The 13,513-nt window shown below is 28.0% G+C and carries 13 protein-coding genes; 4 read left to right on the forward strand and 9 right to left on the reverse strand.

Annotation, left to right across the window (positions count from 1 at the left end):
* The first annotated feature begins 162 nt into the window (after nt 1-162).
* The 3 genes from OWK30_RS05955 to OWK30_RS05965 all read left to right on the forward strand — a co-directional run bounded on the left by OWK30_RS05955 (nt 163) and on the right by OWK30_RS05965 (nt 4,823).
* On the forward strand, nt 163-1,527 hold the full coding sequence (locus tag OWK30_RS05955) for an HDOD domain-containing protein (RefSeq protein WP_423324528.1): 1,365 nt from the start codon (nt 163-165) through the stop codon (nt 1,525-1,527).
* The gene (locus OWK30_RS05960; RefSeq protein WP_423324530.1) at nt 1,520-2,350 is read left to right on the forward strand and encodes a CheR family methyltransferase; all 831 of its coding nucleotides are present in this window, start codon (nt 1,520-1,522) and stop codon (nt 2,348-2,350) included. Before OWK30_RS05955 ends, OWK30_RS05960 begins: the two co-directional genes overlap by 8 nt.
* Before the next feature lie 199 nt (nt 2,351-2,549).
* A complete protein-coding gene (locus OWK30_RS05965) occupies nt 2,550-4,823 on the forward strand; it encodes a hybrid sensor histidine kinase/response regulator (RefSeq protein WP_423324532.1) in 2,274 nt (757 codons plus the stop codon).
* 125 nt (nt 4,824-4,948) lie between these two features.
* On the opposite strand, the gene OWK30_RS05970 is transcribed toward OWK30_RS05965, so the two are convergent.
* The 7 genes from OWK30_RS05970 to serA all read right to left on the reverse strand — a co-directional run bounded on the left by OWK30_RS05970 (nt 4,949) and on the right by serA (nt 11,360).
* Nucleotides 4,949-5,299 (reverse strand): Hpt domain-containing protein, encoded by a 351-nt coding sequence (locus OWK30_RS05970; protein ID WP_423324534.1) that lies wholly within the window; start codon nt 5,297-5,299, stop codon nt 4,949-4,951.
* A gap of 230 nt (nt 5,300-5,529) precedes the next feature.
* Nucleotides 5,530-6,279, reverse strand: coding sequence for a DUF169 domain-containing protein (locus OWK30_RS05975; RefSeq protein WP_423324536.1), 750 nt, complete (start codon nt 6,277-6,279; stop codon nt 5,530-5,532).
* 17 nt (nt 6,280-6,296) lie between these two features.
* A complete protein-coding gene (locus OWK30_RS05980) occupies nt 6,297-6,719 on the reverse strand; it encodes a CBS domain-containing protein (RefSeq protein WP_423324538.1) in 423 nt (140 codons plus the stop codon).
* A 25-nt stretch (nt 6,720-6,744) separates the two neighbouring features.
* Entirely contained in the window at nt 6,745-8,628 is a 1,884-nt protein-coding gene (locus OWK30_RS05985; protein ID WP_423324540.1) for an AMP-binding protein, read from the reverse strand.
* Nucleotides 8,629-8,685: 57 nt separating this feature from the next.
* Entirely contained in the window at nt 8,686-9,336 is a 651-nt protein-coding gene (locus tag OWK30_RS05990) for an endonuclease V (protein ID WP_423324542.1), read from the reverse strand.
* Between the two features lie 9 nt (nt 9,337-9,345).
* Nucleotides 9,346-9,741, reverse strand: coding sequence for a secondary thiamine-phosphate synthase enzyme YjbQ (locus OWK30_RS05995; protein WP_423324544.1), 396 nt, complete (start codon nt 9,739-9,741; stop codon nt 9,346-9,348).
* Nucleotides 9,738-11,360, reverse strand: coding sequence for a phosphoglycerate dehydrogenase (gene serA / locus OWK30_RS06000; protein ID WP_423324546.1), 1,623 nt, complete (start codon nt 11,358-11,360; stop codon nt 9,738-9,740). The genes OWK30_RS05995 and serA overlap by 4 nt, the downstream gene beginning before the upstream one ends.
* A 320-nt stretch (nt 11,361-11,680) precedes the next feature.
* On the opposite strand from serA, the gene OWK30_RS06005 reads away from it, so the two are divergent.
* Nucleotides 11,681-12,202, forward strand: a complete 522-nt coding sequence (locus tag OWK30_RS06005) for a hotdog fold domain-containing protein (protein WP_423324547.1) — start codon at nt 11,681-11,683, stop codon at nt 12,200-12,202.
* Here OWK30_RS06005 and OWK30_RS06010 read toward each other — a convergent pair.
* A complete protein-coding gene (locus OWK30_RS06010) occupies nt 12,171-12,692 on the reverse strand; it encodes a hypothetical protein (protein WP_423324549.1) in 522 nt (173 codons plus the stop codon). The two genes, OWK30_RS06005 and OWK30_RS06010, sit on opposite strands and share 32 nt — an antisense overlap.
* A 12-nt stretch (nt 12,693-12,704) precedes the next feature.
* Complete coding sequence (locus tag OWK30_RS06015) at nt 12,705-13,502, reverse strand: acyl-CoA dehydratase activase (protein ID WP_423324551.1); 798 nt, start codon at nt 13,500-13,502, stop codon at nt 12,705-12,707.
* Between the last annotated feature and the right edge of the window lie 11 nt (nt 13,503-13,513).

The raw sequence follows: 13,513 nt of genomic DNA on the forward strand, positions 1-13,513 counted from the left end.
CTTTCTTATTAATTATAATATAAAAAAAATAGTTTTCAAACAATTTAAACTTATTAAAAAAAGTAAAAAAATATAATAACTAAAAAACTTCACCATTGATAAATTTACCTTATAATATAACTTAAAAATATCCAATACTAATAACATAGGAGTCTAGTAGAAATGAAGAACTTATTAGCAAAATCAAATAATTATTTAAATGAAATATATATTGATATTGGTAAATGTGAAGTAATAAAAAACATTCCATGTAAAATAAAAATTGTATTAGGATCTTGCATAGGAGTTATCTTAGCTGATACTGAATTAAAAGTTGTAGGAGGAATACATATTTTGCTTCCAAATTACAAAAAATATAAATTGGAAGATAAAAACATCACAGCATATGCAGATACAGGTATTATTCATTTAATAAAAATTATGAAAGAATACGGTTGTAAAGAATCTAATATCAAAGCAATAATAGCAGGAGGAAGCAGTATAGGTGGTACAGATTATTTCGATATAGGAATGCAAAACTATATTACCACTAAAAATATATTAAACAAGTTAAATATCAAAATCTTGCATGAAAATTGTTTAGGGGATAAACCAAGAGTTTTGATATTTTATACTGATAATTTCAAATTTAATATCCTAACATTAGGTGACAATAAGCAATATGAAGAAGATGATTTTTCTAGCATAGACTATTCCAAATTTTTAAATGAAATAAATGAAATTAAATTTGAACTACAACCACGAGTAAATAAACTAATAAAACTTATAAAACTACAAAAAGAAGATACCGATCTTAATCAGCTTGAAACGATAATAAAAAGTGATGACTTTCTTGCGTTAAAAATAATTAAACACGTTAATACTTCCTACTATTCTCCCAAAACAAGGATAACAAATATAAAATTAGCACTCTCTTACCTTGGAATCAAAAATTTTTTCAAGTTTATATATTCAGAGTTAATGAATTCTATAAGCGTTGATGAATTAAAGTTCTATTCAATTGATTCAAGAGGTTATAAAATTCATGCTTTCACTGTTGCTCTACTATCCGAATATATTGCTGAATATTCTGACTGTAATCCTGATGAGTTATTTCTTGCAGGTTTATTTCATGACATAGGTAAAATTTTTATAGATAAATACTCAGGATTAAAGTACAATGTCTCTGACAGAGCAAAAGTTTTAAAGTTTGTAGAAAATTCTATAAAAAACACTTTGCACGCAAAAATTGGAGGTGATTTCTTAAAAAAAATCAATATTCCTGATATTATATGTGAAGCTGTCTATAATCATCATACTCCACAATACACAAGTCCTGAGTTTAGAAGATTTGTTTCAATTATAGCTTTTTCAAACTCTATAGTGTCAAACTATATTTTAGGTTCAAATATATATATATCAAAACTACCTTTTAACAGTTCATCTGACATAGTTGAAAATTTAGGTATTGACTTCAACACGTTAGAAACTATAATTAGTCAAATAGGATATTTTTTTTCAATAGCAGAGGAATTAGTTGATGATTGAGGACCTTGAGATTGTAAATAAAATCCTCGAGATATTATATCAACATAAAAAAATTGATTTTACTAGATACAAACTAAACACCATTATTAGAAGAATAAGTCATAGATTAATTGCATTGGGATTTAAAAACATAATGTCATACTATAATTACCTTTTAGATAATCTTGACACAGAAGTTGATGCTTTAGCTAATATTATACTTATAAACACATCAGAGTTTTTCAGAGATCCTTTATATTTTTATATTTTTGATAATCTTGTAAATACATTGACAAAAAAAGGTTGTGATTATATTAAAGTGCTTAGTGTTGGTTGTTCTTCTGGTGAAGAAGTCTACACGTTATTAATGATATTAAATGAATACAGGGAAAAAAACCCAAATTTTAATTATAAGATTGTAGGTATAGATATAGACCATGATGCTGTCATGGATGCTTTAGAAGCAGTTTATAATAAAAACTCATTAACAAATGTACCTCTAAAATTCATAGAGAAATATTTTATCAATCAGAATGATAAGTTTATATTTAATAAGCAGCTAATACCTAATGAAAGTATTACGTTTATAAATGAAAATTTTTTAGATACAAATTGCAGTAAGATTATAGGTGTATTTAAATATAATTTTATATTTTGTAGAAATTTATTAATTTACTTAGATAAAGCAGCACAAAAGACCTTAATTAAAAAATTTATTGATATTTTGGCTGTTGATAGTTATCTTTTTCTGGGTAAAAGTGAGTATATAGATAAAAAATATACAAATCGTTTTAAAGAATTATTTGAAGGTGTTAAAGTTTATAAGTTTATATATGAAGGGTAATAGCCCCATGAAAATAAAATACAACATACCTCATATTTATAGTTACGATAAATTTTACTTGATAATAATGCTGTTTTTATACCCATTAATTTATTTGGTGCCTATCTTCTTCATAAAACATCAAAGAGAATCTCATGTTTTACTCACTCTTTTTTTCCTAAATGCAATTTTTATCTCATTTATTGTTGTTATAGTTTCAATGAAACAATGGAAAAAATATAAAGAAATTTATAAACGCTTAGAAGAATATGAGTTGTTAAATAAAGTAAACACCAAAATACTGGAAAAAATCAATAATTCATCTACTTTTGAAGATTTATTTGCCGGCATATTCAATACCTTGATAGAAAACAATTTTATATTTGGTGGGTCGGGATATTTATATGATAATGAAAACAAAAAACTCTTACTAAAGTACGCAAAATGTAGTCATAATAATTATGAAATCAACAAAGAATTTGATGTTGATCAGTTCATAGGTAGCTTTAGTATTAACCAAAAAAAGCATTATACTCTTTATTTAAAAAATATAAATAAAAATATAATCTTTTTATCCGGCATGAGTAACATAGATTCTTTTTTTGTTAATTATTTCCCTATTTTATATAAAAATGAAGTAATTGCAGTTTTAGAGTGTTTATCTTTTGAAGATCTAAATAAGAATATCATAATGACGTTACAAGGACTTATAAAACATATAGGTTACGCAATCCAACAATTAAAATATACAGAAGCTTTATTAAATATGAGAAATCAATTAGAAGAAAAAAACAGAATTTTGGAGGCTCAATATAAAGAGTTGCAAGCTCAAAGTGAAGAGCTGGAAGCTCAATCTGAAGAACTCAGAGTTCAAAAACAGGAATTAGAAGAATATAGTAAAAAATTAAAAAATGCACAAAAATATAAAACAGAATTTATTGCAAATATGTCACACGAATTAAGAACTCCACTAAATTCTATTGTTGGATTAAGTAAACTTTTATTAGAATCCAAAAATATAGATAATGATGTGTTAGAAAAACTAGAAATCATACACACAAGCGGAAAGCAATTATTAAATATTATTAACGATATTCTTGATATGTCAAAAATAGAATCTGGTAAATTAGAAATAAATATAGAAAAATTTAAAATAAGCGAAATAATAAATTATGTATCAAAGATAATAAAACCTCTTTGTATAGAAAAGAATATTGATTTTCAAGTTAATTTTGAAGACAGTGATCTAATTTTAAAAACAGACAAACATAAAATTATACAAATTCTACTAAATATTTTATCAAACGCAGTAAAATATACTGATAAAGGCAAAATAGAGATGTCTGTGCAAACTCAAGACCAAAACATTGTAATTTCTGTGGCGGATACAGGACAAGGTATTCCAGAAGAGTTTTTACCACATATTTTTGAACCGTTTACAACATTTAGGAAGAAATATTCCATACAAGGGACTGGTCTTGGTTTAGCACTCACAAAAAAGCTTGTTGATTTATTAGAAGGTAAAATAGAAGTAAAAAGTATTGTTGGAGAAGGAAGTATATTTACTATTTACCTCCCAATGAAATTAAGCATTTCTAAAAATGAACTTGATCAAAAAGACGAATTCATTACTATGGAATTTCTCGATAAAAATATGGAAACTGAAAATTCAGATAATTACAATGCAAAAATATTAGTCGCTGATGATGATGTTCTTGTTTTAAGTGAAATAAAAAAACTATTAGAAGAATTTCCTTTAAATTTAAAAGTATTTATTGCTACTAATGGGTTAGATGCTAAAAATATTATTGAGAAAGAATCTCCTAACCTTATCCTGCTAGATTTAGATATGCCTAAAATGAGTGGATTTGAAATTTTAGATAATTTATTGGTTAACAATATAAAAACAAACGTTATAATTATTACAGCAATGAGCTTAGATAAAAAACGATTTTTAGGGTACAAAAATATTGTAAAAGGTTTTTTCATTAAAGGTAAAGATAATAGACAATATTTAAAAGAACTATTAAACAAATTTTTAAATGTTCCAAAAACTATAAAAGAGCCAAAACAAGAAAAAAATGACACACCTGTCGATACAAAAAATATTATTGAAAAAGAGACATATAATGTTTTACTCGTTGAAGACAATTTTGCTAACAGATACCTAATAAAAGAGATTTTAAAAGACTATAATGTCATAATAGATGAAGCAGAAAATGGCTTAGAAGCCATGAATAAATTAAGAAATAAAAAATACGACATAGTGTTGCTTGATATCCAAATGCCTGTAATGGACGGTTATGAGACAATAGAAAAAATAAGGAGTAATTTTAAAGACATTTATGTTATAGCTTTAACTGCAAAAGCTTTTAAAGATGAGGTAGAGCATCTAAAAGAATTAGGTTTTGACGATTTTTTAATAAAACCTATTAATATTGATTTATTTATATCGACAATAAAGAAAAGATTTAATTTACAAAAAATCAATTAACTTGCTAAAAAAATAAACACATTTACTGTTAATACTTATCTTTACTCATTTAAAAACGTATTTTAATCCTTTTTATAATACAATATAATAAAATGTCAAAAAATCCACATATCTACTAAAAATATTTATTTTATATTTTCAATATATTTATTAATCTGATTATAAATGTTATTAAGTTTATTTTCTAAAACATCATATAATGTTATTATATTGCTCATCTTTTTATCAATTGCAGCATCTTCTAATTTTTCCAAAACTTCCATTATCTCTTTTATTTCTAAATATGTTATCGAACCTTTTATTTTATGCGATAACTTTTTTATATCAGAATAATTGTTTTCACTAATTGCATTTTTTAATAAAAGCATATATTTTTTACTTTGCTCAATAAATGTTTGTAACAAATTAACAAGCTTAAAATTATTTTCATAAATACCTTCTAAAAAAGGGAACTCTATCAATTTGTTATCTTCCATCAACCATCCTTTTACAAAAATATATTAGTCCACATTTAAAAATTTATAACCATATACAACGTAATCAGATATTTTTAAAAGAGTTTAAATCATAATCTAATATATTTCAACTATAAAACTGCTTGTCTCAACCATATTTACAAAAAAATAATAGAACTATTATAAACAAATATGAACAAAATAATTTTTATTTATAAAAAAGTTGTAGTTTAAACTTTTTTCATTAGGTATTATCCTTGAGTTGTATAATTTTTTGGCAAACTGCACTCTTCTTTTAAATCAAAGGGTATCGGGTATCTAATACCAGCTTTATGCGTAGCCTCAAGCCCCTCAATAACCTCATCAATTTTAACATAAGGTATTCCCACTGCAAGCTCAAAATCCTGCGCCATTGCAAAACGTCTATCTCCAAGACAAGGTATTTCTATTTTTGGTTCTTTAGTCTTAAAAGCTTCTACCACACATCTTGAACAAACACCTGCATCACCACTGCTTTTAATAATAAATTCACCACCTCTGTGATAAAGAAAAGCTTGTATAAACCTCATCGCTTGTGCCGTATTCACATATATTACAATCACATCTGGTTCAATCCCATCTAAAGGTTTAGATAGTGGATATGTTAAAAAACCTTGAAAACTCTCATCAACTCTTGGCATTAAAGTCTGCATATTTTTAGCTGCTTCTAAATCTTTCTGATAAACAGAGCAGTTTACTTCACCTTCCAACACTCTTTTAGGTGGTTTTATTAGTCCACAATTGCATGCACCTAAAACGCAATAGCTGTAATCTCCTTCAACATACGTGGACCAACCATAGTATCTTGAATATGCAATCTGCTGACAAACAGCAAGTTTCTTATTTTTCAGTCTAATTTTTACATTCTTAAGTATATTATAATCTTTAATAAACTTTGTTGCTACAGGAAAAGTGTGCGGATTAACTGTTTTGTGCAATGTTTTTAAAAATGTCTCAAACATAATAATTACTCCAGTGTTTAATCATATTTTTCATTTTCTATAAAAGCTTTTAAAACATCACCTAGCGATATTATCCCTATAAGCTTATCATTTTCAATGACAGGCAGTCTGTGAATAAATTTTGTCAAAAAAAGCTCTGCTGCTTTCTTCAGTGAGTCTTCTGGACCTATTGTAATTGGAGGCTTACCCATAATAGTCTTTACAGGTGCATCAGTAAGCTCTTTTACATCAATAAGAGGAATTTGTTCTGCCTCATTTAAAATATCTGGTAATTGAGAAAGCACATCAGATTCACTAAAAACTCCTACCACCTTACCATCATTATTTAAAACAGGGACACCAGAAACATTTCTTTCCCTCAGTCTTAAGACAACATCTCTAATTTTCTCATTTTCATTTGCTGTAATTACTTTTTTAGTCATAAAATCCTTAACTTTCATAATCAAATATACCTCCAAATATATTTTAAAGCATTTGTATTGCAACTTCTTTTAATATATCTCTTTGCACTTCACCATTAGGTGTTTTTGGTATTACGGTAGTTATTTTATAAACATCAGGGAAAATAACTTCTCCAACATAGTCAATAATAAGTTCATTAATTTCCCTAAAAATATTATCATATAAACTTTCATCTAAGTTTTTATTTAATACACAAAAAGCTACAAGTGTTTCTCCACGTTTCTCATCAATGACATTAACCACGGCAGTATCCTTTATAAACCTGTGTTTCTTGATAGCATCTTCTATCATAAACATATTTATTCTCTTCCCACCTACATGAAGAACATCATCAAGACGACCAAGAAGGTTAATATAGTTATTGCCAATATACTCTCCTCCATCTCCTGTTCTAAAATACTTTATTTTATTATATTCCTTAAGGTAAATGGATTTCATTATTTGCTTATTACCACATATTCCAGAGGTCAAAGAAGGAAATGGTGATGCAAAAACTAATTCTCCTTTAGTGTGATGTTTTTTTACAACCCCCCCTGTTTTACCATCTATTATTTGAATATCTATACCAGGTAATGGCTCTCCTACAGCAAACAAATCAATTATTTTACTATAACCTGGAATTTGAGCAGCTACAGCACCTCCTGCCTCAGTAATTGTTAATATATTTATAACAGGGTGTGCTCTGTTCAATAATTTCACAAATGCCCAATTTAAGCTTTCTTCATCTCTCTTCTCACCACCAGTCGCAATGAGCCGTAGATGATTTTGTCTCCTAAAAATCCCTTTTTTTTCATCAGCTCTCATTAACCTATTTAAAATAGTAGGAGTTGTATAAAATTTTGTAATATTATATTTATCCAAAAACTCATAAAAATTATATGCATTATCAATATCAATAGTATCTTCGTAAATAAATACTGTTTGTCCATTCAATAGTGGACCATAAATTTTGTAAACATGCCCTGTTATCCATGCAATATCAGCAGTATTCCATAACACATCATCTTCAGATGGGTCAAATAAAAGAGCATAAGAAAACTTAGCCCATAACAAAAAACCAGCGACTCTATACCCTAGCGCTTTCGGTTCTTTCAGATGAGTTGAAGTAATTAAGCTAAACAAAGTGTCATTTGCGTCATAAACAGCTTCTTCGATTGCAAAAGCTCTTGAATAATCCTCATCACTAATCAAATCATGATACCATAAATCTCTTAAAGGCTTCATATGAATACGCTGCCCTAATCTTTTAACTACAATACATAATTTAGGTTTATGTCTTGCAATACTTATAGCCTCATCAACTTTTTTCTTTAAATTAATCGTATTTTTCGAGTAATATCCATCAGCTGTGATAATCACTTTATATTTACAATCATCAAACCTGGAAGCTAAATTCTCAGGGGAATAACTGGGGTGATATACAGTATGAACAACACCAATCTTAACACATGCAAGCATAGCAATTATCAGCTCAGGAATATTTGGCATATAAATCAAAATATTATCATTTTTTTTCAAATTTAACTTTTTCAATGCCGATGCAAACTTAGATACATCTGAATATAACGATTGATAAGTAAGAATCCTTTCTGAATAATCGGCACCTCGCCAAATAATAGCAGATTTGTTCTTCCTACCTTTTGTTAAATGATCTTTTAATATATTTTTTATCGGATTTATTTTACCATTTAGAAACCAATTTGTTTCAAAGCTATTTTCATCATAGCAACTTGTAATAAACTCCTCTTCCCATTCTAATAAAATTTTAGCTAACTCTTCATAAAACTGTTTTATGTTTCTCGACTTTTCATAAAACTGCTTTATATCATCATACGAATATATTTTACGTTTATACTCAACACATAATCTATTTAATTTATCAACCATATTTTAGACCTTTAGAATTTATAAGCTATAAATAAAACATAATTTCATAAAAATCAACTAATTTAAATTAACAATCGATCTTTTATACCGTTCTGCATATATATGAGCCTGTCTGGTAGGTTCAGGTAATCTATATTTGCCCAAAAATTGCATAACAATCCTCACACTACTTTCAATATCTAATAAATGTCCAGGTGATACAAAAATAGGTTTTACTTTCGTACGACTTCTCAAAACTACGCCTACTTTTTCATCTCTATAATATAAATAACTAAAACTCCCTTTTTCTAATTCAGGCTCAACAAACTCACCTACAAGCTTAGATTTGGCACAACCTATAGACGGCACTCCAAAAACAACTCCAAAATGAGTTGCCAATCCAAATTTTCTAGGATGAGCAATTCCATGAGAATCTAGGATATAAATATCAGCAGGCACTTTCAATTTTTTATAAGCACCATAAATCACAGGTAATTCACGAAATGAAAGCAATCCTGGGATATATGGCATATTTATTTTCTTATGAAAATTCTGTACTTCTAAGATATTAAAATCTTTATCAACCACAACAATTGAACAAAAAGCTAAATTATCTCTTTTTGAAAAAGAAACATCAATACCTGCAGCAAAATTAACTTTTTTATCAAATTTTTTAATAATTGCTTTTTTACTCAACTTCTCTTGCAAAACTCTTAACTGTTTATACATAAAAAAATATTAACCACTAATAAATTTTAAATAAACTTTTCTTCTGCGTGGTCCATCAAACTCGCAGAAAAACACACCCTGCCAAGTACCAAGCACTAATCTACCTTCTTCTACAATTATATTTTCACTACAGCCAATAATAGATGATTTCAAATGAGCATCCGAATTCCCTTCTAGATGCATAAAAGGGAAATTAGAAGGCACTAACTTTGATAAAAATTTTATAATATCCTCTTTTACGGTATAATCTGCATTCTCATTTATAGTAATAGCAGCAGTGGTATGAGGGGTGTATATATGCAATATCCCATTATTCCACCCCTTTTTTACCACTATATCTTCAACTTCAGAAGTAATATCTATCAACTCTTCTCGACTTTTACTATTTATAGCTAACTCTATCATATTTCTACAACATTAGCCTCAATCATACCATCAATTTTTTTTATCTCATTTAAAACTTCTTCTGTTATTTGATTATCTACTGATACAAAAGCAAGAGCTTCACCACCACTCTGTCTAGCTAATTCAAAACCTGCAATATTGATATTGTTTGATCCAAGTATAGTTCCTACTTTACCGATAACACCTGGTCTATCATAATTTCTAAAATAGATAAATGTTCCTTTAGGAATAATATCAAGTCTAAAATCATCAAACAAAACAATACGTCCCTCATTATCATTAAATACAGTCCCTGCAATAACTCTTTTCTCTTTATCTGTAACAACTTCGAAAACCAAAAGATCATTATATTTATCATACACTTCTCTTTTTGATTCTACTACATTGATACTTCTATCTTTAGCAAAATAAGGTGCATTTATATAAGATACAGTTTCTTGCATACTTACTTCTAAAAATCCTTTTATGGCAGCTATTGTAAATGGCTGGTAGCTAAATGGTGTATCAAAAGTTCTCTCACAAATATCTTCTTCAAACTTTTCACCAACCAGTGTTATTTTGATTTCATCGGGTCTTCCCTTAATAGTTTGAGCCGCCAACTTACCAATTTTCTCAATCAACTCAAAATAAATTTGTAAATCTAAAGGTAACTGAGATTTCATAAAAGGTATATTTACAGCATTCATATATGATTTTCCTTGTAATGCATTTACAATCTGTTCAGCAATAATAACAGCCACCCCCTTTTGACCTTCCTCAGTATTAGCACCTATATGGGGTGTCACAAATAGATTATCAAGTTCAAGTAGTTTATTGCCTTTTGGTGGTTCTTTTTCAAAAACATCTATTGCAGCAGTAAAAACTTTGCCTGATTTCAAAGCTTCATACAAATCATCTTCATTTATAATTCCGCCTCTTGCACAATTTACCAAAATAACTCCATCCTTCATCATTTCAATTTGTTTTTTTGTAATCATATTTTTTGTCTCTTTAGTAAGAGGAGTATGAAACGTTATAATATCAGATATTTTTAACAAATCCTCAAGTTTTTCAAAAAGTGTAACACCTAAAGAGTCTGCTTTGCTTTTCTTAATATATGGATCATATGCAACAATTTTCATACCAAAACTTTTAGCTCTAATAGCTACATTACTTCCAATTCTACCAAGCCCTACAATACCTAATGTTTTATTGAAAAGTTGAATTCCCATAAACTTTTTTCTATTCCATTCACCATTTTTTAAAGAATTATTAGCAGCTGGAATTTTTCTAGCTGCAGCAAGCATCATTCCCATTGTCAATTCAGTGGCTGCAAGAGTATTCCCAGTAGGAGCATTCATAACTATTATCCCTTTTTTACTAGCAGCCTCTATATCCACATTATCAAGCCCTACTCCTGCACGACCAATTATCTTTAATTTTCCAGGATTCTCCAATAAATCAGCGGTCACAGTCGTACCACTGCGTGTAATTATTGCGTCATAATCGCCGATAATTTTTTTAAGCTCATCATGAGAAATCCCTGGTTTTTCTTCCACCTCTATATTTCCACTATCAAGGAGAATTTTTACACCTTCCTCAGCAATATGATCAGTGATTAAAACTTTAAATTTTTCCACAAACTACCTCCATAACTTTGATTTTTAACTGATGTTAACAAAACCAATAATTTTTATCAAGAATAATTAAAGGCTGGAGTCACCCCATTTTTTGTATTACCTTGCTTGAACTTGTTTATGGAAAAACATTTTCTGGTTTTAAAGAAAATTGTCTCGTAGCAAAACCGAATGTTTTGCGAGAATGAAGAAAATGTTTTTTCATAAACAATAACGTATAACTATTTAAAATATAAACATAAATTAGACTAGCAATAAAAAAATGAGGTAACTCCAGGTATAAAAGTGATTGAAAAAAATATATTTTTTATTAAACTTCCGTTATGGACAAAATAAAATACTTGCCTCATTCTACAAAATGTTTTGTTTGCGGGGCTCAAAATCCTATAGGTCTTAAACATCTATTTTATGTAGAAGACAATTTTGTATGCTCAGATGTTTTTATCCCCGATGGTTACAATGGATTTAAAGGAATAGTTCACGGAGGTATTACAACAGCATTACTAGATGAAACTATGGGATGGTGTGCATATGTTTTTGGTTATGGAAAAAATCTTTATTTTACAAGAAAACTACAGATAAAATTTAAAAAATCACTTTCTATTGAGCATCCTTATAAAATAATGACGAATGTTATAGAAATCAAAAAAGGGATTGTTGCAGTTAAAGGAAAAATTATTGACAAAAATAAAAATGTTTTTGCAGAAGGTGAAGGATATTTTGTGGAAATACCTGATCATAAAATGAAAGAAACTATCCAATTCCTTCTTTTTGATGAAAATAAGATTTATTTAGAAAAAATAGTTAATCGTATTAAAGAATTGCAGGAAGAAGGTTTACAGTAAAAAAAGCAATCATTACAATTAATGTGGATAATACATAGTTTACTCTATTGATTTTACTAAATGCAAAAACTGATAAGCTTAAATACCATGCAATATGACATGCATAAAAATATTTCAAATAAGTATACGGTAAAAATAACGTAATCACTGCTAATATATCAATTATTTCAAAAGCTAAAAAAATCCTAAAAAACGCTCCTATAGATATCTTTTTGTTAGGTGATAGTAAATATAAAAATAATATGAAAAAAAGTGTAAGCAAAATAGCTTCAATTATATTTCCAATATTATAATTTATTTTACCACCAATACCTTTTACAGGTAAAGAAAGCATTAGAATAAACAATGATACTAAGTTTAAACTGTGTTTTTTATTTAAAATCAATTTTATTAACGCTTTTTCACTAAACAATATTACTTCTAAAGCTACTTTTAGACTCTCTAAAATAGAAGGAAAATCATCTTTAATGATACCATTATTAGCATTCATATCACTTTTCCTCTAATAAAACAAACATCCAATTGCTCCATTATACTGAGCATTTTTCACTAGTACAATCTTATTATCTAAAAACCTTTCAAGAAAAAAGATTATACCATAAAAAGAAGCAACCCCGCCTGATGCATAATATATTTGATTTTTAAACCTTTTAATCATAGGAAAAATACGCCTTGCTATCGACTCATTAATACCTGCAGCTATATCTGAAATTTTATAACCTTCTGCTAATTTACCAATTATCTCAGATTCACTAAAAATTGCACATGTACTGTTTAACTTTACAGGATTTTTAACTTCCGCTGAAAGCTCCTCAAGTGTTATACCAAGTATATTTGCCGCATTCTCTAAAAACCTACCTGTGCTTGCCGCACATTTATCATTCATTACAAAATCCTCTATATATCCATTTTTCACACAAATAACTTTAGAATCCTGCCCACCAATATCAATCAATGTAAAATTATCTTTATTCATCTGGTTTAAAGCCCCTTTAAAGTGAGCCTTTATTTCCGAAATTATTTTGGCATTTCTAAACGACATTACATTCCTACCATAACCTGTAGCAACAATTTCCTTATTATAAAAATTGTCTACATATTTATCTAAGTTGACCACCATTTCTCCATTATTTTTTTTCACACAATCTCTATAAAATTGTATTGTATCAATACGTTTTAAAATTAAGTCATCTTTGCAGTAATAAGCAATTTTCACAAATCTACTTCCAATATCTATTCCAAGTTTATTCATAAAAAAAACTTCCCAGTTAAAATCATATCTGCTTTTGCAAATAGCCATAATCAGAAAAA

Origin of the sequence: Deferribacter abyssi (genome assembly GCF_049472655.1) — a bacterium.
Classification (GTDB): Bacteria; Chrysiogenota; Deferribacteres; order Deferribacterales; family Deferribacteraceae; genus Deferribacter; species Deferribacter abyssi.